Below are 22,094 nucleotides of genomic sequence, written 5' to 3'. Positions count from 1 at the left end.
TGCGTCCTTAAGCTACCGCTTCTTTCGCTTCCGTTTTTTGCTCGCTTTCTAGATTATCGAGCTGCTCTTTGAACTGGTTCTCACACACTTTCACAAATGGTAGGTAGATGAGAATCGAGGTAACAATACAAGCGATCTGAGTCACCACTGCACCAAGTGAACCACCCGTCGCCAGCCATGAGCTCAGAATCGGTGGACAGGTCCAAGGAATCATCACCACAGCCTTACCTGCAAAACCAATCGCTGTTGCGTAGTAACCAATCATACCGGTAATTAGCGGTGTAATAATGAATGGAATCGCTAGAATCGGGTTTAGCATGATAGGCATACCAAACACCACTGGCTCGTTGATGTTGAATGCACCTGGACCGACAGAAAGCTTGGCAATCTCGCGCATATCTTTACGTTTCTTACATACTAAGAAGACTGCGACAAGTAGGCCAATCGTGACACCTGAACCACCGATACTCATGTAGATGTCCCAGAAAGGCATCGTAATGATGTTCGGAATTTCTTCACCGTTTTCATAAGCTGTCATATTTGCGGCAATCGCACCAAGCAGCAGCGGCTCACGTAGTGGCTTGATCATTTGGTTACCGTGAATACCCACTACCCAGAAAACCTGAGCTAGGAACATCAGTAGAAGCACACCAGGTAGACTTTGGATAGCACCTTCAAGCGGACGTTGAATCGCTGCATACGTTGCATCATAAAGCGTCATTCCCGAAATCTCGTAGAACGCAAAACCAAACGTAGCAATCGCAGTAACTGTGATGATAGACGGCAGCAATGCAGAGAACGAGTTCGCCACATTTGGTGGCACAGAATCAGGCATCTTGATTTGTAAAGCGCTAACTTTCAGAAGCTTGCTGTATACCTCAACCGATAGGATTGCGATAAACATACCCAAGAATAAGCCTTTAGTGTCGGTATATTGGCGAGCAATAACGTTGCTCACTTCAAACGCTTCACCCGCTACAACCACTTCATAGGTAGTCGGAATGACCGCCACGAAACAGATAACAGCAAGCAAACCTGAGTAAGCGTTAACTTGACCATTAAGCTTGCCAAGCTCAAGACCAATCATAAAGATGGCCCCGATGGTCAAGAAGTTCAGTGTTGCATAGTTTATTTGTCCCATGATTGGACGGTATTCAGCCAAAAAGGCAAATGTTTCAAAGGCAGCAAGACCTGACTGAGTACCCATAACCATGTTAGAAATCAGTACGCCAAACGCACCAACGATAATGACTGGCATCAGCATGACAAATGCTTGCTTGATAGCCATCACGTATTTCAAGCTGGTAAACCAGCCCGCCCAGTAATTGAGCTTTTCTGTAAACGCATTATTAAGCACGAGGTATCCCCTTCCATTCGTGTCGTTCATATTTGTTACGGGTAACATTACGGGTAACAAAACTAGAAAACAAAGAAAAATCCGGATAATTGTTAGCTTGAGCACGAAAAAAAGCCTAATTACTCATCAAATTTGAGCTAGATAACACTTTTGATAGATAACGTATTGCCGAATTGATAGTTACCCGTAACACTAGGAACAACAAAAAGCACAAATAAGTGTCAATAACAGGAGAAACAACGATGAAAATTCTATTGCTATGTTCGGCGGGAATGTCGACCTCTATCCTAGTAAGAAAAATGGAAGAAGCTGCTAAAAACCAATCTATTGACGCTGAAATATTGGCTGTGCCAATTGCTGAATTCGAAACTAAGCTAGCCGACTGGGATGTGTTCTTACTTGGTCCACAAGTGAAATTCCGCCAACAAGAATTTGCAGCCTTGGCGGCAGAGCAAGGCAAGAAAGTCCTAGCGATCAATCCTATGGATTACGGTGCAATGCGCGGTGAGAAAGTTCTGGCAACAGCCATTGAAGCACTCAGTGAAACAGCTTAAATAGGGGTATCAAATATCGATCTTGAGATCACCATCATGGGCTTAATCTGCAATGCAGGAGAAGCGAGAAGTCTATCCATGGAATCTATTAAAAGTGCCCGTAACGGACAGTTTGAACAAGCACAAAGCTACCTAGATCAAGCAGATGAAGCAATTCGTCAAGCTCATGTAGTTCAAACGGAATTAATAGGCGCCGATGAAGGTGAAGGTAAAATCCCGGTCACACTAGTGATGGTTCATGCTCAAGACCATTTGATGACCACCATACAAGCAATAGAAAGTGCTCGCGAAACAGTGCATCTGTATCAACGTCTCAACAAACTCGAACAGAGCGTTTTTAACAACGTTAGTATGGCTTAATTAATTTGCCGCAGCGTAAACAACAGTCCGATTGCGTTGCGGCAATATACTAATCAACAGCCTACCAAAAGCTCCCTTCAGTAATAGATACAATTGCTAACACTTTTACCTTTTCTATTCGCCCATTTTGTGACCAGCATCCGGTATACTGCCCGCGAACCAGAAAGTCATCGCTTACACGTAAAGGTTATTCATTGGTTAAACGTTGGTATCGTCTATTTCTAGCGCTTATGATTGCAGTTTGCACACATACTGTAAGCGCGGACGAGTATCTCACGCCCAATACTTCCAATCTCGCTAATACTGTTATCACCGTCGATCTTTCGACGACGCCATCTGATGATTTTAATGCCCCAGCAGATGATAGTGGGTCGATTCTTAATGATTACATGGGTCCACTGTTTCTTTCTTCATCCAGACGTGTCATTAGTGATAGTTGGGATGCCGACCAAAAAGCAGCGCCTGATTACCACCTATTAATTGCCTTCTTAGCACCTCCATTACTGGCGATCGCCACAAGAAGCACCTCACTTATTCCACCGCAACGTCATTGGACGAGTCGCACACAAAGCGCTCCCTCAAGAGTGGCAGGCTGGAAAGAAGCCAACACTTTGTACGCTCACAGACAGCCTCACTCAAACTAACTCTCAAGATCAAGTTCAGGACTACCTGAACGCTTCAACACGCGCAGCACATTAAGAGTAGCGACTTGCTGATGACTGAAATAAATGTCTTCACAGACTGATTTGGTTACGGCTTTCATCTCTTTCATGATGACCATGCGCTCATTTTGATCCGTTTTAGAGAGTTTCATTGTGAAAAAACCATCACGTCAACCAATCAACCGCTACGCCAAGTGGAAGTACGTGGTACTTATATTCAGCTTGCTCGTCATGCTGTTAAGTGCTCTACCTTCTTTGTATGGTGAAAATGCCGCCCTTCATATCAACCATCGAGGGCAAATTTCTGATGCGAGTCAAATCGCTCAATACCTTGAACATGCCAACATCACCCCCACTAGCATTGAACAAGATGGTGATAAAACCATCGTGATTCTAAAAAGCCCCAAACAACAAGCTGCAGCGCAAACACTGCTAAAACAGCACTTAGATGAATCCACAACCGTCGCACTAGCGATGGAGCCAGCAGCGCCTCAATGGTTACTAAAATCAGGTTTTTCGCCTATCGCTCTGGGCCTTGATTTGAGAGGCGGCGTCCAATTTTTATTGGAAGTCGATATGGAGCCCGTCTATCAAGCACACCGACAAATGGTTATCGATGAGTTCTCTTCGGAGTTTCGAACTAGCCGAGGTCGAATCACGGGCGATAGCGTTCAGCTCAATTTGTTTGGTGGAACTTCTACCGCAGAAGCACGAGCCTTTTTACGTCAGCAGTTTCCTAACTGGCACACGTCAATCCAAGACAACACGATTCGCCTCTTATTGACAGATGAAGAGAAAAGCACTCTGCGCAACCTGACGGTTCAGCAAAACTTGCAGATCATGCGAGAGCGTATTGCCGAGCTTGGCATTACCGAAGCCTCGGTACAACGACAAGGTGAGAATCGCATTCGCATAGAATTACCCGGAGTTCAGGATCCTGCAGCGGCTAAAGACGTTATCGGTGCAACAGCTTCGTTAGCCTTTCATGCAGTCACAGATGGTCGAGGAAACCGCACCCAAGTTCTACCAGACAATGACGGAATCCCAGTTAATTTGGAGCGCCGCGCCATTCTTGGCGGAGAGCATATTATCGATGCGCGCGCGGGTGTCGGTGATATGGGAACCGCTGAAGTTAACATTTCGCTCGATACATCGGGTGGCCGAAAAATGTCTCAGTTTACCCGAAGCAATATTGGTAACCCGATGGCGACGGTCTACAGCGAGTACAGCCGCAATGCTGCGGGCGATAGCGAACAGCTCAGTAAGGTGATCAGTGTTGCCACCATTCAGTCACAGTTGGGTAGCCGTTTTCGTATTACCGGTGTTGGCACCATGCAAGACGCACAAGAGCTAGCACTTTTACTAAGGGCTGGTTCACTCACAGCCCCAGTTACCATTATTGAGGAACGAACCATCGGTCCTTCACTGGGTGCTGAAAACGTCAAAAATGGCTTTGCTGCATTAGCGCTAGGATTAGGCCTAACACTAACTTTCATTGCACTTTGGTATCGACGCTTAGGTTGGGTCGCAAATGTTGCCTTGCTCGCCAACATGATGAGCTTATTTGGGTTAATTGCGCTGCTTCCCGGAGCTGTACTTACCTTACCTGGTATTGCAGGTATGGTGCTGACCGTCGGTATGGCAGTGGATGCCAATGTACTCATTTTTGAACGCATCAAAGATAAAATGCGCGAAGGGCGAACGCTAGCTCAGAGTATTGAAAAAGGGTTTAGCAGTGCCTTTCGTTCTATTTTCGACGCCAACCTCACCACCATGATTGTCGCCATTGCACTGTATGCCATTGGTAATGGCCCCGTTCAGGGCTTTGCCATCACACTAGGGCTTGGTCTATTAACCAGTATGTTTACCGGCGTGTTCTTATCGCGCGCCATCATCAATCTTGTTTGGGGGCGTGATCAGCGCCGAGAAGTGAGGATTTAGATATGACTCTTTCACAACATTCTCTTAGCCGAGTTCGCTTTAGCATGTCGGCAATTTCTGCGCTGCTTTTTGCTTTAGCCGTCGCTTTTATCAGTTTTAAAGGTTTTAACTGGGGGTTGGATTTTACTGGCGGTCTCGTGGCTGAAGTACGCTTAGACGCATCGATTGTCGCAACGGAGCTCAAAGCGTCACTTGATAACGCCTTGATGCAAGATGTCCAAGTGGTGAGCTCGACAGAGCCCGGCCGTTGGATCTTACGCTATAACCAACTCGATGATGTGGTGTTGTCCTTAACTCCAGCATTAGAGTCCATCAGCACATCCGTAGAGATCCTAAACAGCAGCATGGTAGGCCCTCAAGTCGGCCAAGATATGGTTGAGCAAGGTGGCGTGGCAATACTAGCTTGTTTTGTGTTGACCATGCTTTATCTAAGCTACCGCTTTGAATGGCGGCTCGCTCTAGGCGCATTAGTGGCACTGGTTCACGACATTGTTATCGTACTCGGTCTGTTTGCCGTCACCCAGATGGAGTTCAATCTCACCATACTCGCCGCTGTACTTGCAGTGCTTGGTTACTCTTTGAATGACTCCATTATTATCGCTGATAGAGCCCGCGAGCTATTCAAAGCAAAGCCAAACGAGTTAGCGGATACACTTATCAATAACTCGGTACGTGCCACTTTCTCGAGAACTCTTATTACCTCAGGCACCACATTGGTAACCGTTTCTAGTTTGTGGTTGCTAGGAGGACCTGCGTTAGAAGGCTTCGCGATTGCATTGTGTGTGGGTATTGCCTGTGGTACATGGTCGTCAATTTCACTTGGTGTCACCTTACCTCAAATGATGGGTGTCCGACCTGAACACTACAGAGTGGCAACACCGAAGCCAGAGGAGGCAATGCCATGACGCAGTTCTTGAAGCAGGAATTCGTACTGCTACTTGGCATCATTACCGTTGTATTGTTTAAATTTGCTGGTGACACTATCTTGCAGGCTCAAATGAGCTCAACTATCGGTATGGTACTTACCACGGCTCTGTTCGCAGTGGTCATGGCTTCGATATTTGCCGTGGTTCGCCATTCTGATGCTTTAGCCATCAAGTTAGGTGACCCTTATGGAACATTAATTCTGACCCTCTCAGTCATCCTCTTGGAAGTAGTGATGATTTCTTCTGTCATGTTGACGGGAGAAGCCAACTCCGTTTTGGCAAGAGATACTATGTTTGCAGTTGTGATGGCCGTCCTCAATGGTTTAGTCGGTATCACATTACTCATCGGCGGGCTGAAATACCACACACAGAAGTACAACCTTGATGGTCTGAAGTCTTATCTCGTCGCCATCATTCCTTTATCGTTGCTGTGTTTGGTGTTACCTAATTTCACCAGCGTCACGGAATCAGGAGCAATGTCTAAGGCGCTCACCATCACGCTAGTCTTGGCTTCAGTGGTGTTATACAGCGTATTTCTGTTTATTCAGACTCGCAGCCACACCCATTTTTTCATGGATGAGGACCACCAGGATAACCACGATTTTCATGGCCCTCTAGAGAGTAACTTTTACCACTCTCTGTTACTTATAGGTTATTTAATCGTGGTGATTCTGCTAGCTAAGAGCCTGGCTATCCCTATCGAAGGCACCGTCAGCTTACTTGGTGCACCACCAGCACTGGGTGGTCTGATCGTCGCTATCTTGATTCTTGCGCCTGAAGCAGTCGGGGCTGTAAAAGCCGCTTTAAACAATCAACTGCAGCGCGCGATGAACTTGTTCTTTGGCTCCGTACTGGCAACTATCGCACTCACCGTACCGGCTGTCCTTCTAATATCTGAGGTCATAAAACAACCTGTTCAACTGGGCTTGGCACCCGCTGAAATGGTCTTGCTCGCGACCACACTTATGATGACCGCCGTCAGCTTTAGTAGTGGCAGAACCAACTCCTTAAACGGGATGGCCCACCTCATTTTGTTCTTTGCTTACATCATCTTGATGTTTGAGTGATGTACTTAACTGACCATTAAGGATTTTTATCATGCAAGAAATATTCGTTGCTATTTGGCACCATGATTTCGACACTCTGGCTCAAGTAAGCTCACTCAATAGCTTTCTCTTGTTGCTTGCGTTTATTTTATTACTTGAATCCAGCTTCGTTTTCTTACCACTGCCGGGAGACAGTTTAGTACTGTTTGTCGGCGGATTAGTTGGAGTAGGAATTTTGGAGTTTTATCCCGCAGCTGGAGCACTCTGTTTAGCCGCGTCATTGGGAAGTATTAATGCCTATATTCAAGGACGAGTTTTAAACCAAACTCGGCTTGTGCCTTTTTTGCACCGCGTGTTACCGAATGATTCACTCCCTAAGGCCAAACACTTACTGAGTCGCTACGGATTCTTATCTTTATTCATCTCCAGATTTGTCCCATTTGTGAGAGTCTTGACACCGATGCTTATGGGATTATCGAAGCTGAATTTCATGCGAACTCTATTTATCAGCATGAGCAGTTCTGTTATTTGGTGCTTGATCCTTATGCTCTCTGGTAAATGGTTGATGATTCATCCAAGACTTAATGACTACCAAGAACTACTTTCTAAATCGTTGGTGATAGTCAGTTTATGCCTAATGGCGGGAGCGATTGTTGGTTTGCTGTACCGCTACTTACGCTCTAGCAAAAACAATATCGTTACTTAAGAATACGCCATGACGCCGCCGCTATTGGCTTAGATAGCAGCGGCGGATTTCTAGTATCAAGGCAGGGGCACTATAGTGACCACTTGAGTTGCTTCCATCCTTGCTTTTCACCTAATGCTTTTAGTGCTGGACATGGATTGACCAAATAAGCGTAATCAGCAAACTCGCACAAAGGTCGATCGTTAATGGAGTCGGTATAAAAATGAATCTCGGTATAGCTGTTATCTTGCGCAGATAACCATTGCGCGAGTTTTGCCACTTTGCCCTCTCGATAGGTCGCAATGCCTTTTATCTTGGAGGTGAAACTGTTCTGTTTGAGTTCTAAATCAATACCCATCGCTACATCAATCCCAAGACGCTTAGCTATCGCTTCAACTAAAAAGCTAACGGAGGCCGAAATAATAATAGTTTGGATATCGTCACGCTTTAGATCTGCAAGCAAAGTCTGCGCTTGTGGAAAGAGGCGGGACAGGATTTTTTCATCGATGCACTGTTCTACCCATTGCTGTACTCTCTCAGTAGGAACGTGGGTCAACGGTGCAATAGAAAACTCGAGGTAATCTTCCATATCCATCTTCCCTTCCGCATACAACGCCATTAGCCGTTTATCTTGGTCAAGGAAATCAGGTTGCATGGCAATGCCTTTCTCTACCAAAAACTCATTCCACAGCACGGCGCAGTCAGCATCAAACAAGGTTTCATCCATGTCGAATACATATAGAGGTTTAGACATTTTCGGCTCTCACAGGTTGAATTTCGTTAAGGTTAAATAGCAGTTCTAATTGGCTGCCTGTTGCGAGTAATCGCTCCGAAGAACGGTTAAGGAGATCCACCGTCAACTCACAGTCATCAATGTCGACTTGATAGCGAATAACATTACCGAGCAACTGATGGTTTTTAATCACGCCTGTTCGCGGCGCAGAGATATGGTTAGCGTACTCGCGTCCTTGTTCTTTGACATAAATCGACTCCGGACGAATCGCGACTTTCGAGTTCACATCCATATCAAATAACGATTTTGCTTTATCCGCTGCCACCAAATTGTAGTGACCCATAAAGCCTGCTACAAACTCATTTTCTGGATGGGTATAGATGGCTTCGGGTGCACCTTGCTGAACAATCTCGCCCTTATTCATCAAGAAAATTCGATCTGACATAATCATCGCTTCCTCTTGATCATGAGTGACAAAGATAGTGGTTAGATTAAGCTCTTTCTGAATAGAGCGGATTTGTTGCCTGAGGTTCTTACGAATTTTAGCATCCAGCGCAGACAGAGGTTCATCCAACAAGAGAATTCTTGGTTTGACGACCAGAGCACGAGCCAATGCCACGCGCTGTCTTTGACCGCCTGAAAGCTGATGTGGATAGTGGTTTTCTTTACCCTGCAGTTCCACCAGCTCGACGACGTTTGCAACTTCACGCTGTATTTCGGCTTTACCCAAACTTTGCATCTTAAGTCCAAAAGCGATATTGCCCGCCACCGTCATATTCGGAAACAGGGCATAGGACTGAAACACCATGCCGATACCACGTTGCTGAGGCGCGGCATGGGTAATATCTACTCCATCGACAATGATCTGCCCACCTTCGACTGGATTCAGACCTGCTAGACTGCGTAGCAATGTCGACTTACCACAACCGCTGGGGCCAAGTAAGGTAATGAACTCACCTTTCTGGATGGTAAATTCAATGTCTTCAAACACCGTGTTGCTGCCAAATCGTTTGGTAAGATGATTGACGGATACGTAACTCATGATTTGCCCTTCTGTTGATTACTGCTAAAACGGCTGGCAAGCCATGTCAGTAGGAAGATAAAGAAAAAGTAAGTCATCACTAAGGCCGAGGTGAAGTGACCACTGGTTTGACGCATGTTGTAAAGATAGATTTGTAGTGTTTCGTAGCGAGTTCCCACCAAAATATTGGCGAACACAAACTCACCGAGTAAAAACGAGAACGATAGAAATAACGACGCCAGCAATCCTTTCTTCAAATTCGGAACGATGATCAAGAGAAATGCTTTTGTGGTGCTCGCTCCTAGCAGGTGCGCCGCGTCCATCAAATCGTTGAGGTTAATGGCCTCAAAGCTGTTCGAGATTGCTCGATACATAAAAGGCAGCGCGATGGTGAAATAGGTTCCGATAAGGATCCATGGAGTCCCAACCAATGGAATGGCGCTATCGGCGTAGATTTGAAGCAAACCTACCGATGACACCACAGGAGGTACCGCAAATGGCAGCAAAATCAGTACATTCATTAGCTTGTCGAGCTTTGGAAAGTAGTAAAACACCACAAAGATCGCTGGAAGGATTAATACCACGCTAAGTGCAAGTGCCGCAAAGCACACCAGTAATGAACGCCCAAAGGCGGCGAGAAAGCGAGAATCCGTCAGTAGTTGAACATACCAATTTAAGGTAAATCCATCTGGTAATATGGTCGCCCCCCAACTTGATGACAACGAGTAAACCAAAGTAGCGACGATTGGAATCAGCATGATACCAACAATTCCGTAGACAACGGTTTTGTGATAGTAAACGCTCACATTGCTATTTCGATGCATGATAACTCCTCGACAATAGCCACTGATTGATGATGGTGATAAAGGCTAGAATGGCCATGAGAATCACCGAGATTGCTGCAGCAAGGTTCGGTTCTAAGAACAAATCTCCAGACACCAAACTCGCAATTCGTACCGTAATCACGTTGTAGTTACCGGTTGTTAGTGCGTAGACGCTCGCATACGCGCCCATGGCATTGGCGATGAGAATAATGAAGGTGCCAAGTAGAGCTGGTGATAACACCGGAAGTGCTATTTGAGTCCAATATTGATGCGTTTTGGCACCGAGCAACGCAGATGCCGACTGCCAATCATCTTGCAGCGCATCAAAAGCAGGATAGAGCAACAACACGCCAAGCGGGATCTGGAAATAGATATAAATAACCAGTAATCCCCACTTGCCATACAAGTTGAAACCTTCAATCAACCCATACTGCTTCAGCAGTAGCGTGACTGCACCGTTAACCCCTAAAATAATAATGAACGCAAATGCCAACGGCACACCGGCGAAGTTGCTGCTCATATTGGTAAAAGCAATCACACCATCACGAAGCTTGCTGTCCACTCGGCGCAGTGATGACACCAACAATGCTGCGATAGCCAACCCAATGACACTCGACCAAATCGATAGCCAAATACTGTTGCTAAAGGCCTGCATCATAAAACTCGAATCGAAGACCTCTGAATAGTTCTCAAACGAAAACACGCCATCATATTGAAAACTATTGAAGAAGACCCAAACCATAGGAGCAAGCTGAAACAGGTAGAAAAACAGCACAAATGGCGCAAGCCAAAGTACAGGCTTGAACTTGTTCCACAGTGATTGTTTTCTGCTTATTCGCTGCTCATCTGGACAAGCAGGTGTTAATGCTGCGCCACTCATAATGCAATCAATTCCGGTGAGTAAGGCTTGCGATGTTCCAGCCCAAGCAACTGACAACAGGCGCCACAAAGCTCCGTTTGCTTCACATCTGTTGCGGTATGGGTAAACTGCTCACCAATAACAAACAACGGCACTTCGCGCTCTTCAGGCAAAATACCACCATGCGACAAGTCATTATTCATACCGTGGTCACTAGTGATCATCACTTGATAGCCCGCTTCCACCCACGTCGTAAGGTAGTTAGATAGGAAAATATCGGCGGCTCTCGCACTGTTTCGATACTGCCTAGAGTCGAGACCATGCTTATGCCCAGTATTGTCGATATTCATAGGATGTATCAGCAAAAAGTCGGGGTGATATTTCTGCCTCAAGGATTCGGCATCAAGGAACAAGGCTTCATCAGGATAATGATCCCAATGATAGAAACGACCATATTGAATGTTCAACGATTCATCGTCAGTGAATCTATCGCGCACTGCATCATAAGGCGCACGGTTGTATAGTTCACTAACCCAATGATAAGCCGCGGCCGCGGTCACTTTACCCTGAGATTTCGCCAAGCTGAATACCGATTCTTGATTCGACAAGCGAACGATTTCATTGTTTACGATGCCACTTATGACAGGAGGAACTCCGGTCAAAATGCACTCATAAAGTGGTCTGGACATAGAAGGGAGTTCGCATTGAATGGGATACAACGTCGCTCTTTGTTGCTCGATTAAGCCATTCAAGTAGCCCATGCAATCACGGGCTACTTGATAATTGAGACCATCGAGGACAACAAGGATAACCTTATTGCTCATACTTACCTCTGTATAAAAGTCTCAAGTTACTGTTGGTGAATCAGTACGTTTTCTTGCCACTGACGAGGCAGGCGACGCGCTGACTTTTCCCAAGCTTTAAAGTCTGTGACAGGATGAACGTTACCGTATTGGTCGTTGGCAATCAGTTTAGCTTGTACTGATTCAGGCAACTTAACGTTGGAACGAATTGGACGCGCATAACCTTCAGCTAGGTTGATCTGCCCTCGGTCACTAAAGATGTGTTCACGAGCTAATTTTGCAGCATTAGGGTTTTTCGCATACTTGTTGATAATTGTGGTGTAACCGGAGATCACCGAGCCATCTTGCGGGATATTGACGCTAAAGCGTGAGCGGTCAATTTGGTCACGATAATTAAGCGCATTGAAATCCCAAAGGATTGCCACTTCTACTTCACCTTTCTCAAGGTTGGCAATGCTAGGGTCAGTGAATGATAGACGCCCTTGCTTGGCAAGCTTAGAGAAAAACTCAATCGCTGGGCCAAGGTTAGACTCATCGCCACCGTTAGCGAAAGCCGCCGCCAGTACGGCATTATTAGCCTGCGCTGCCACACCCACATCGCCGACCGTCACTTTGTAGTCGCCCTCAAGAAGGTCTTGCCACGTTTTTGGGGCATCTTTGACCAAGTTGTTGTTTGAGATAAACGCGATAGTCCCTGTATACGCCAGTGCCCAGTGGCCGTCTTTATCTTTGGCCCAATCAGGAATCTCGTCCCATGTGGTAGGCTTATACGGTTGCGTTACGCCCTTTTGAACCGCCACTCGAGCGAACGCAAAGCCGACATCACCAATATCTGCTGTCGCATTTTTCTTTTCAGCTTCAAACTTAGCAATTTCCTGTGCCGAGCTCATATCCGTATCTCGGTGCTTAAGTCCATAATCAGACTTAAGGTCATTCCAAGTATCTTTCCAGTTTGCCCAACTATCAGGCATACCCACACTGTAAACCGCACCTTCCTGCTTCGCCGCTTCTGTAAGAGCAGTGACGCTATCGTTAGCAAAAGCAGTGGAAGAAATCGCAGTGGCAATAAGTGTCACAGCACTGAGTTTTGCGGTGATACTTGCACGGTTAAGCAAAGTTTTCATTGTCTCTATCCCTCTGGACTAGGTCAGTAAGTTCACTTTTTATGCTATTTGGGGAATGTGACAATTTATGTGCCTGTATTTGACGTTTTTATTGAGGTTAGATGGCAGTTATACGTCAAATTTATTAAAGCCAGTGACTGATAAGTCAGTTTCTGTTGTCATGAAACTGTTACTCGCCTGTCGTATCTTGTTCATGCCGATGAATCATGGACTAGATCACTCAATGCCAATCCAAACAACACAGCTCAGTAAAATAAAGACGACTATTCGAGAACAAATCCAAAGTAATATCATGATTGCAGGCCAGAAACTGCCATCCGAGCGAGACCTTAGCGACCTGTTTTCTACGACGCGTATTACCATTAAAGATGCTCTGACTTCACTAGAAACTGAAGGATTGATTTATCGAGAGGAACGTCGAGGTTGGTTTGTCTCTCCAGAACGTATTCGCTATAACCCATTGTCGCGCAGTCACTTTCATCAGATGATCCGCGAACAGCACCGTATCGCCGAAACTAAGCTAGTCAGTGTAAGAAGTGAAATGGCGAGCGGAATGTACGCCAAGGCATTGGCCGTAGATACCATTACACCCATCCATATTATTGAACGCTTAAGGTATATCGATGGTCGGGTCGTGCTGTTTGTAGAGAACTGCCTGATCGCTGCCCTGTTCCCAAAGATACTGGAAGAGAACCTGACACTATCGCTCACTAAGTGCTACCAAGAGAAATACCAATTCCATACCCAACGTTCACACTTCGACGTCATCCCTACGTCCGCTCCAAGTCATGTGGCACAAGCCCTTAACTTGGTGGAGGGACAACCCGTTGTCAAAATTTGCCGCGTGAACTTTAACCAATATGGGGTATTAATGGATTGTGAGTTTGAGTATTGGCGACCAGATGCCATGATGATTTGTATTGATAGCGAGTCGCAATGATCAAGAGAAGCGCTTTCGATATTGCGAAGGAGAAACACCTTGTAAACGTGAAAAGGCATGCGTAAAAGTGCTTTGTCCTGAAAAGCCTGTTAACTCAGCGACTTGACCAAGGTTTAAGTTGCCTTGCTCAATTAAGCGTTTTGCGGCATCGACACGTTTGTTCAATACATATTGATGAGGAGTAATACCGATTTGCTCTTTAAATAGCATATGAAATTGGCTTTCGCCTAAAAATACGCTTCCAGCTAATTGAGCCACAGAGATCTTATGACACAGGTGCTGTTCAATGTAACGATCGATCTGTTCAAGATCGAATCGTGAGTCACGAAGTGATGTTTTAAGATCCGAGATATGGCGTTGTAATAATGCTACGACCGTGTCATTGCATGCACGACTTAACAGCAAATCATCAGGACTGCTTTTCATTTCCGCCACTAACATTTGTATCAGCTTTTGAATTTGGATATCCAACTGAAAATAAGTCTTGGATTGAGATAACTCGTTGATTCGTTGAAGAAGTACCGGATCGTCATTGTTAGGGAGAGGCATATTCAACACGAGAATATCTGGCTGATCAATCACACCTCCGAAAGCATGATCAAGGCCTGACGTTACCACGCACCCTTGCCCCGGGCCGACGAGGTTACCCACACCACCTACATCAAACTCAGATTTCCCCTTCAACCCAATCACAACTTGGGTGTATTGGTGCTCGTGTGAGTCCATATGAGAGGGTAACCGAACGATTTCTGCTGGTTTTGGGGAAGCATGATCAAGGATGTCATTGTTTCGTGTCACCATGTTTCCGGCCATCTTGTAAAATGAGATTCGATCCGCCGAGTATACCCATTTCAATAGCAATTGGAAAAAGTAATCGCCACCAAGCTTGTGATAACGGGCACGGAGTGATGATTTTGTATCCCGCTTAGAACTGCGAAAAGGATCCTTACTTGATCAAGCTTCCGGAACCATGATCATGAAGCGATAAGTTACGGTGGTTGTAATTTGTGCGATATAGATGATAGAGACATAAAAAAAGCTGCGAAAACCGCAGCTTAGAAACAATATTTGCACTAATGGTTACGGAGCGAGTCGCTCTGCATCCCATTGACCTTGACCGTCTTTACTAAATAAGAAGCGATCATGAAGTCGGTGTTCACCACCTTGCCAGAATTCAATCGATTCAGGGCGAATGCGATAACCACCCCAAAATGAAGGTACAGGAATTTCACCTTTAGCAAATTTCTGCTTTAACTCTAGGAACTTACCTTCAAGTACGCCACGAGTTGAAATACGACTACTTTGCTTACTTGCGATAGCAGCAAGTTGGCTTTCTTTGGGGCGAGAGGTGAAATACTTCATGTTTTCCATTGCCGTCAATTTCTCAGCGACACCCGTAATATGCACTTGTCGTTCTAATGGATGCCAAGGAAAGTGTAAGCTTACTTTACTGTTGTGCTCTATATGTTGAGCTTTACGACTACCCAAGTTGGTGTAAAAAACGAAGCCTTCACTATCCACATTTTTCAATAACACGATGCGTTGAAACGGCATTCCGCGTTCATCAACCGTCGCCACTGTCATTGCCGTAGGATCGGTCAATTTAGCGTCGACAGCTTGTTGCAACCAAAGATTAAATTGAACAATAGGATCGCTATTCAAGTCCTTTCGACGTAACCCCCCTTGAGAATACTCTCGGCGGATATCTTCAATTCCCATAACCACTCCTCACGTTTTTCTTGAATTCTGCGCTCTAAACTACTAGAAAACAACCCGCTAACGGTATCTTATTATCGATTTTTGAATCCAATCTCCTAGTTTGTATTCGAGCTTATGACACACGCAGCCATAACAGACAAATTTTCGATAATTCATTACTTTATAAACAAGAATCCACTGCTAAACTTCTAAATACGTTGAAAACATGCCGATAGATGCAATTCTTGAAATATTAGATTGTTGATAAATATGCAGGATAGATCGACTCTTTGTTGTTGAAAAGGTTACATTTCATTAACGATGGTAATAAAATCATATTATTAGATAAATCCTAGCCATCTGGATTCCGAGTTGAACATGGATAAAAAAGAATACAAAAAGGTCTCTGACGCTGAACTCGACTACATCGATGACAAAACCGCGGCCTTACTCCTTAATACCCCCACCAGTGCTCGGATTATGCTGTGGGTTATGGTGCTCTTTTTTATTAGTGCGGCAGTGTGGGCATCTTGGGCTGAAATAGACAAAGTGACGGTCGGGCAAGGCAAAGTCATTCCTTCATCACAAGTACAAGTGATCCAGAACCTCGAAGGTGGCCTTGTTAAAGAAATTTTGGTGAAAGAAGGTGACACGGTCAAGAAAGGTCAGCAACTTCTGCTTATTGACGATACGCGTTTCCGCTCAGATTACCGCGAACGAGAGCAACAAGTTCTCAATTTGACCGCCAACGTCCTACAACTCTCAGCCTCCTTAACCAGTGTGGTCATCAATGAAGATGTCAAAGATAAAGAATGGCAAAAGTCGGTGACCCTGGATTTCAACAAACTCGCGTTCCCACCTACTTTTGAAGAAGAGAACAAAGCGCTGGTTGCCAGACAACGCGCTGAATACCGTCAGGACCTCAACAAGCTACGCAATGAGCTTTCCGTTATTGATCAACAAGTTCGTCAAAAACAACAAGATCTGATAGAAATCCAAGCGCGAGTCCATAACCTCAGAGAAGGCTATAACCTTGCACGTGATGAACTGAATATCACCAAGCCTCTTGCCGATGAGGGAGTTGTTCCTAAAGTCGAACTATTAAAGCTTCAGCGTCAGGTCAATGACACTCGACGTGAGTTAACCTCCACAGAACTGAAAGTCCCAGCTTTAAAATCTGCTATTCAAGAGTCCATGCTAAGCCGCATTGATATTGCACAGAAGTTCCGTTCAGAACAGCAAGAAAAGCTCAATCAAGCTCAAGATAAGCTCTCTTCTATGACTGAGTCAGCCGTAGGGTTGGAAGATCGTGTAAACCGTACTGTTGTGGTCTCTCCTGTTAACGGCACCGTTAAGACACTGAACGTCAATACTGTAGGCGGCGTTATTCAACCTGGAATGGATATCGTAGAGATAGTGCCAACGGAAGACACTTTGTTAGTGGAAGCCAAAATAGCACCACAGGATATTGCTTTCCTAAGACCCGATCTTCATGCCATCGTCAAATTCAGTGCGTATGACTTCACCAAATACGGCGGATTAGATGGCACCTTGGAGCATATCAGTGCCGATACGACTCAAGACGAAGAAGGAAATAGCTTCTATATCGTAAGAGTAAGAACTGACAAAACCAATTTTGGACACGATGAGCAGTTACCGATCATTCCAGGTATGACAGCGTCCGTGGACATTATTACAGGCAAGAGAACGGTTCTGGATTATCTACTCAAGCCAATACTAAGTGCGCAAAACAACGCACTGAAAGAATAAAGGAATGTAGTGTTACGGATTGAGCGGACAGGAAGTCTGCAAACTAAGTTCAAAACCGCACTGTTGGTATGCGGGGTAATCACAGCTATTTCTTTGGCTGGATATAGTGACGCCTATACCAAGCAAGAGCAGCGTTGGATAAGCACCGTAGCAAAAACGTATGGACCTCGAGCCGGTAAACGAGTCGAAACTTGGCGCACTGTTATCGAAGATTTACAGGGTAAATCAGAGAAAGAGCAACTTGCTGGAGTGAATCAGTTTTTCAATCAACTCAACTTTGTCGACGACATACATTTATGGGGTAAGAAAGACTACTGGGCCACACCACTAGAATTTTTGGGCAGTAATGCAGGGGATTGTGAAGACTTTACTATTGCTAAGTACTTCTCACTGCTTGAGCTCGGTATTCCCGACAAAAAACTGAGGCTTGTATACGTCAAAGCCATCGAATTGAACCAATTTCACATGGTACTCGCCTACTACGAGACACCGCGTTCACAGCCGCTGATTTTGGATAACCTGATTGGTGAGATCAAACCCGCTTCTAAGCGAGGCGATTTGCTACCGATCTACAGCTTTAATGGTCGCAACTTGTGGACCATGAAAACAACCCAGGGCAAATTAGCCGGAAAGTCGTCGAGACTGAAATTATGGAATGATTTGCGAAGCCGAGAGCGTTCATTGACGTTAAGGAAACCTAAGGTAAATTACGACGAGTAAACAATTATGACACTATACAGACAGCTAGTGGTCGGCATGATAGCAGTATTCATTATGCTATTGACGTCGGTGTTTATCATCGAGTTCAACACGACTAAAAACTTCCTAGAGCAGCAACAACGCTCAGAGGTAAACAACACGATTAACACCGTGGGGTTGGCCTTGGCACCTTACTTGAAGACACAAGACAAGGTTGCGGTTGAATCTGTGATTAATGCGCTATTTGATGGCAGTACTTATTCCACAGTAAAACTCGTTTTCCTAGAGACCGATGAAGAGATTGTCCGCAGCTATCCTATCAAACCCAACGGAGTACCAGATTGGTTTACCAACCTAAACCTATTTACGCCCATTCATGATTCCCGCGTGGTTACTAGCGGTTGGCTGCAATTGGCTGAAGTAGAAATCATCAGTCATCCCGGTGAAGCTTACGCTCAGCTTTGGCAAGCGTTTGAGCGCCTTGCTGGAGCATTCGTTGTTATCTTTACCTTAGGTTTGTTATCTATAGCCTTTATCCTGAGACGAGCTCTCACGCCACTTAGAGCTATCGTAAACAAAATGGAACAGGTAGCGAATAAGCAGTTTGGTGAACCTTTGCTTCGTCCCAATACGAAAGACTTGATCGCCGTCGTTGATGGTATAAACAGCATGTCCGCGCATGTTGAAGAGTCGTTCAAACAACAAGCGAAAGAAGCACAGAAGCTCCGTGAACGCGCTTATATGGATCCAGTCTCTCAACTTGGTAACCGCGCCTTCTTTATGGGCCAGTTAAATCAATGGCTTTCAGAGTCTTCGCTAGGCGGTGTGGCTATCTTACACGCTGAGTTCATTAAACAAACCTACAAAGCTGATGGCTACGAGGCTGGCGATGGATTAGTGAGAGAGCTGTCTGATCTCTTATCGATGACCATCAATATTCCCAACACCGTCATTGCCCGTATATCAACCGATGAGTTCGGTTTTGTATTCCCGAACATTGATGAAAGCGAATTGAAGTTCGCGGCAAATAGCATCATTACTTGTATTCAAGATCTAAACGCCGATCCTACAGGTCTGAGCAAAGCTAACGCATCGCTAGGTGTTGTCTTTAACGAAGAGCGTAAAAACTCAACACAAATGCTCTCCGTGCTCGATAACGCACTGACCAAAGCGAAATCTAATCCGGAAATCGATTATGGTTATATCTCGAGTGAGCATACTGGCGTCATCATGGGTAAACAGCAATGGCGTTCACTGGTAGAAGAAGCGATCAGCGACGATGCAGTGACCTTTAGATTCCAAGCGGCAAACAGCAGTGGTGGTGAGACGTATCACCGAGAGGTGTTCTCTGCCATCGAAATGAATGGCGAACGCTATACAGCCAATCAATACCTACTTGCTCTAGAGCAGCTTGATGCCAGCCATATCTTTGATGAGCACGTTATCATGTCGGTGATTAACAAGCTTGAGCGAGAAGAAATGTCTGATTCAATAGCGATTAACATCACCCCAACTAGTATCGCTCAACCAAGCTTCATTCGCTGGATTAGCCAAGTGCTCGCCAAGCATCGTGACATTAACGACAAACTACACTTTGAGATCCCAGAAAGCTGCTTTATCAATAATCCGCACCATACTGCGCTCTTCTGTAACGCTATTCGCAATGAAGGTGCCAAGTTCGGTGTGGATAACTATGGTCGGAACTTCCAATCACTGGAGTACCTCAACGAGTTCAGACCAGATTATGTGAAACTGGATTATCTCTATACCCACCAGCTTGACGATGAAAAACAGAAATTTACGCTAACATCGATTTCGAGAACGGCGCACAATTTGGGTATTAAAACTATTGCCTCACGAGTGGAAACACAAACTCAGCTCGACTTCTTGTCTGAGCACTTTGTGGATGTATTCCAAGGCTTTATCGTGGACAAATAATAGGTGCAGAATCCATGAAGGATCCGTTACTAAACTCGCTTATCTATATCAGCCGATACTACGGCTTAGCTAATTCCCCAGAAGCATTGGTGAACGGCTTACCCCTATCGGAAGGTAAGCTCACACCATTCTTACTTCCTCGTTCAGCCGAGCGCGCTGGATTGGTAGCGAAGGAGAATCGCTCTGATATAGATAAAATCCCAAGCATCGTATTTCCTGTGATACTGCTGTTGAAAGGTGGCGATGCTTGCGTACTAAACAGTATTGATTCCGATGCCAATGAAGCAGAAGTGATTACGCTTGAGTCCGGCATGGTCCCCATTTCCGTCCCGCTCGAGGATTTGAAAGAACAATTCACTGGCCGCTACTTCTTGGTCAAGAAGCAGTTTCGCTATGACGAGCGCTCACCGGAAGTCCTAAAAACTCGTGATGGCCACTGGTTCTGGGGCACTCTGTGGGAATCGAAACGCATCTACCGTGATGTGCTCATTGCCTCGCTATTGATCAATATATTTGCTGTAGCCGCACCACTGTTCACTCGTCTTGTTTATGACAAAGTGGTGCCTAACCTAGCATTTGAAACACTATGGGTACTGGCGGCAGGGATATTTATTGTCTTCGGATTCGATTTAATACTTAAGCTTATGCGTAGCTACTTTATTGATGTTGCAGGGAAAAAATCGGACATCCTGATTTCCTCTAAGCTATTTAGCAAGGTTATGGGCATCAGAATGGAATCACGTCCTCCTTCTGTCGGTGCCTTTGCGCGTCACTTACAAGAATTTGAATCAATTCGTGAATTCTTTACCTCTGCAACGATTGCTTCGTTAATCGACTTGCCGTTTGCATTGCTATTTTTGGTGCTTATTTGGCTCATGGCGGGCAATCTGGTCATTATCCCAATCATCGGTGTGTTGATATTAATCATCTACTCGATGTTGATACAAGGACCGCTGCGTAAAACGATTGAAGAAGGTTCACGCCTAGCTTCTCAAAAGTACGCCAACCTTATTGAAAGTTTAGCTGGCCTAGAAACCGTAAAAATCTTCGGTGCACAGAGCCAATATCAGTATCGTTGGGAAGAAGCTGTGGCCCACATGGCGAACTGGAACATCAAAAGTAAGCGCATTACGGATGGGATTCAAAACACCGCAGGATTTGTTCAGCAATCTTCCAATATCGGAATGATCATTCTTGGTGTGTATCTTATTGCAGAGGGTGAGCTCACGATGGGTGGCCTGATTGCTGCAACCATGCTAAGTAGCCGTGCTATTGGCCCTTTGGTGCAGCTTTCATTGCTTTCTACACGATACAATCAAGCAAAGTCGTCGATGACCATCATTGAACAAGTAATGGCAATGCCCGACGAGCAAGAAGAAGGAAAGCGCTATATTCATCGCCCAATCATCCACGGCAAAATCGAATTGGATCGCGTGACCTTTCACTACCCTGATTCTCCAATGGCGTCCATTCGAGATCTGAGCCTTACTATTGAACCTGGTGAAAAGGTCGCGATTATTGGACGTATTGGCTCAGGTAAAACTACGCTAGAGCGCCTCATAATGGGCCTGTATCAGCCTACAGAGGGTCACGTGCGTATTGATGAGACAGACATCGCTCAATTGCATCACGTGGATGTACGACGCAATATAGGCTGTGTGCCGCAAGATTGTGCTCTGTTCTATGGCTCTATTCGCGACAACATTACGCTAGGGCGACCATTGGTCGACGACCGTGATGTTATGGATGCAGCAAACCGTGCAGGGGTGACCGTATTCACTCAGCAAGATCCTGCTGGTCTTGAGCGTCAGGTTGGTGAAGGTGGTCTGCTGTTATCCGGTGGTCAACGTCAAGCCGTTGCTATTGCACGAGCATTTTTAGCGCGTCCACCTATTTTGATTATGGATGAACCGACAAGTTCAATGGATAACCGTTCCGAACTGCATATCAAGACACAGTTAAAACAGCTTAAGGAATCCGAGACCCTGATTTTAATTACTCATAAAACATCAATGCTAGATGTGGTAGACAGAGTCATCGTCATGGAGAAAGGGGCAATTATTGCTGATGGTCCTAAAGTGCAGGTGTTGAGTGATTTGAGACAAGGTAAAGTTCGCGCTGCAAGTTAAAGCCAAACTATGTCTCCTCGTACTC

At 45.4% G+C, this 22,094-nt stretch carries 22 protein-coding genes; 12 read left to right on the top strand and 10 right to left on the bottom strand.

The annotated features are described in order from the left end of the window. Positions 1-7: 7 nt before the first annotated feature. Positions 8-1,357 (bottom strand): PTS sugar transporter subunit IIC, encoded by a 1,350-nt coding sequence (locus tag JKJ11_RS23595; protein WP_107306162.1) that lies wholly within the window; start codon positions 1,355-1,357, stop codon positions 8-10. Positions 1,358-1,599: 242 nt separating this feature from the next. On the opposite strand from JKJ11_RS23595, the gene JKJ11_RS23590 reads away from it, so the two are divergent. The 3 genes from JKJ11_RS23590 (at position 1,600) to JKJ11_RS23580 (ending at position 2,915) form a co-directional block, all read left to right on the top strand. After that, positions 1,600-1,911: a PTS sugar transporter subunit IIB gene (locus JKJ11_RS23590; protein WP_006069685.1), complete on the top strand. Its 312-nt coding sequence runs from the start codon at positions 1,600-1,602 to the stop codon at positions 1,909-1,911. A gap of 15 nt (positions 1,912-1,926) precedes the next feature. Then, positions 1,927-2,271: a PTS lactose/cellobiose transporter subunit IIA gene (locus tag JKJ11_RS23585; protein WP_006069686.1), complete on the top strand. Its 345-nt coding sequence runs from the start codon at positions 1,927-1,929 to the stop codon at positions 2,269-2,271. Between the two features lie 194 nt (positions 2,272-2,465). Continuing rightward, positions 2,466-2,915, top strand: a complete 450-nt coding sequence (locus JKJ11_RS23580) for a hypothetical protein (protein WP_050798577.1) — start codon at positions 2,466-2,468, stop codon at positions 2,913-2,915. Here JKJ11_RS23580 and JKJ11_RS23575 read toward each other — a convergent pair. Then, positions 2,912-3,085 (bottom strand): hypothetical protein, encoded by a 174-nt coding sequence (locus JKJ11_RS23575; protein ID WP_006069688.1) that lies wholly within the window; start codon positions 3,083-3,085, stop codon positions 2,912-2,914. The two genes, JKJ11_RS23580 and JKJ11_RS23575, sit on opposite strands and share 4 nt — an antisense overlap. On the opposite strand from JKJ11_RS23575, the gene secD reads away from it, so the two are divergent. From secD to JKJ11_RS23555, 4 genes are read left to right on the top strand one after another with little or no spacing between them, the layout of a single operon-like run. After that, positions 3,084-4,874 carry a protein translocase subunit SecD gene (gene secD, locus JKJ11_RS23570; RefSeq protein ID WP_252039998.1) on the top strand — a complete coding sequence of 597 codons (1,791 nt, stop codon included), beginning with the start codon at positions 3,084-3,086 and terminating at the stop codon, positions 4,872-4,874. The two genes, JKJ11_RS23575 and secD, sit on opposite strands and share 2 nt — an antisense overlap. A 2-nt stretch (positions 4,875-4,876) precedes the next feature. Further along, the gene (gene secF / locus JKJ11_RS23565) at positions 4,877-5,779 is read left to right on the top strand and encodes a protein translocase subunit SecF (protein ID WP_107306157.1); all 903 of its coding nucleotides are present in this window, start codon (positions 4,877-4,879) and stop codon (positions 5,777-5,779) included. Then, positions 5,776-6,867 (top strand): calcium:cation antiporter, encoded by a 1,092-nt coding sequence (locus tag JKJ11_RS23560; RefSeq protein WP_252039377.1) that lies wholly within the window; start codon positions 5,776-5,778, stop codon positions 6,865-6,867. Before secF ends, JKJ11_RS23560 begins: the two co-directional genes overlap by 4 nt. A 31-nt stretch (positions 6,868-6,898) precedes the next feature. Then, on the top strand, positions 6,899-7,552 hold the full coding sequence (locus tag JKJ11_RS23555; RefSeq protein WP_096443746.1) for a DedA family protein: 654 nt from the start codon (positions 6,899-6,901) through the stop codon (positions 7,550-7,552). Positions 7,553-7,622: 70 nt separating this feature from the next. Here JKJ11_RS23555 and JKJ11_RS23550 read toward each other — a convergent pair whose 3' ends face one another. From JKJ11_RS23550 to JKJ11_RS23525, 6 genes are read right to left on the bottom strand one after another with little or no spacing between them, the layout of a single operon-like run. After that, positions 7,623-8,285, bottom strand: a complete 663-nt coding sequence (locus tag JKJ11_RS23550) for an HAD family hydrolase (protein ID WP_198559330.1) — start codon at positions 8,283-8,285, stop codon at positions 7,623-7,625. Further along, on the bottom strand, positions 8,278-9,306 hold the full coding sequence (locus tag JKJ11_RS23545) for an ABC transporter ATP-binding protein (RefSeq protein ID WP_252039376.1): 1,029 nt from the start codon (positions 9,304-9,306) through the stop codon (positions 8,278-8,280). Before JKJ11_RS23545 ends, JKJ11_RS23550 begins: the two co-directional genes overlap by 8 nt. Further along, on the bottom strand, positions 9,303-10,109 hold the full coding sequence (locus JKJ11_RS23540; protein ID WP_038227636.1) for an ABC transporter permease: 807 nt from the start codon (positions 10,107-10,109) through the stop codon (positions 9,303-9,305). The genes JKJ11_RS23545 and JKJ11_RS23540 overlap by 4 nt, the downstream gene beginning before the upstream one ends. Further along, positions 10,096-10,989 (bottom strand): ABC transporter permease, encoded by an 894-nt coding sequence (locus JKJ11_RS23535; protein ID WP_006069696.1) that lies wholly within the window; start codon positions 10,987-10,989, stop codon positions 10,096-10,098. Before JKJ11_RS23535 ends, JKJ11_RS23540 begins: the two co-directional genes overlap by 14 nt. Then, entirely contained in the window at positions 10,986-11,792 is an 807-nt protein-coding gene (locus JKJ11_RS23530; RefSeq protein ID WP_252039374.1) for an alkaline phosphatase family protein, read from the bottom strand. Before JKJ11_RS23530 ends, JKJ11_RS23535 begins: the two co-directional genes overlap by 4 nt. Positions 11,793-11,818: 26 nt before the next feature. Then, the gene (locus JKJ11_RS23525) at positions 11,819-12,895 is read right to left on the bottom strand and encodes an ABC transporter substrate-binding protein (RefSeq protein WP_252039373.1); all 1,077 of its coding nucleotides are present in this window, start codon (positions 12,893-12,895) and stop codon (positions 11,819-11,821) included. 223 nt (positions 12,896-13,118) lie between these two features. Here JKJ11_RS23525 and JKJ11_RS23520 point away from each other — a divergent pair, with 223 nt between their 5' ends. After that, the gene (locus tag JKJ11_RS23520; protein ID WP_038221820.1) at positions 13,119-13,835 is read left to right on the top strand and encodes a UTRA domain-containing protein; all 717 of its coding nucleotides are present in this window, start codon (positions 13,119-13,121) and stop codon (positions 13,833-13,835) included. Here the strand turns inward: JKJ11_RS23520 and JKJ11_RS23515 are convergent, their stop codons facing one another. Together JKJ11_RS23515 and pdxH are read right to left on the bottom strand one after the other, a co-directional pair. Further along, positions 13,836-14,636 (bottom strand): AraC family transcriptional regulator, encoded by an 801-nt coding sequence (locus JKJ11_RS23515; protein WP_006069700.1) that lies wholly within the window; start codon positions 14,634-14,636, stop codon positions 13,836-13,838. Positions 14,637-14,915: 279 nt separating this feature from the next. Beyond that, positions 14,916-15,554: a pyridoxamine 5'-phosphate oxidase gene (gene pdxH / locus JKJ11_RS23510; RefSeq protein WP_006069701.1), complete on the bottom strand. Its 639-nt coding sequence runs from the start codon at positions 15,552-15,554 to the stop codon at positions 14,916-14,918. Between the two features lie 357 nt (positions 15,555-15,911). Between pdxH and JKJ11_RS23505 the strand changes: the two genes are divergently transcribed. Genes JKJ11_RS23505 through JKJ11_RS23490 form a run of 4 tightly spaced genes read left to right on the top strand, consistent with a single transcriptional unit; the run spans position 15,912 to position 22,069 of the window. After that, positions 15,912-17,303 carry an HlyD family type I secretion periplasmic adaptor subunit gene (locus JKJ11_RS23505; protein WP_006069702.1) on the top strand — a complete coding sequence of 464 codons (1,392 nt, stop codon included), beginning with the start codon at positions 15,912-15,914 and terminating at the stop codon, positions 17,301-17,303. A 60-nt stretch (positions 17,304-17,363) separates the two neighbouring features. After that, a complete protein-coding gene (locus JKJ11_RS23500) occupies positions 17,364-18,023 on the top strand; it encodes a transglutaminase-like cysteine peptidase (protein ID WP_031494761.1) in 660 nt (219 codons plus the stop codon). 6 nt (positions 18,024-18,029) lie between these two features. After that, a complete protein-coding gene (locus tag JKJ11_RS23495) occupies positions 18,030-19,940 on the top strand; it encodes a bifunctional diguanylate cyclase/phosphodiesterase (protein WP_124941615.1) in 1,911 nt (636 codons plus the stop codon). A 14-nt stretch (positions 19,941-19,954) separates the two neighbouring features. Then, entirely contained in the window at positions 19,955-22,069 is a 2,115-nt protein-coding gene (locus JKJ11_RS23490) for a type I secretion system permease/ATPase (protein ID WP_252039372.1), read from the top strand. Positions 22,070-22,094 lie beyond the last annotated feature (25 nt).

The sequence above is a fragment of the Vibrio sp. SCSIO 43133 genome (assembly GCF_023716845.1).
GTDB lineage: Bacteria > Pseudomonadota > Gammaproteobacteria > Enterobacterales > Vibrionaceae > Vibrio > Vibrio mediterranei.
This window is presented reverse-complemented; position numbering and strand designations above follow the sequence as displayed.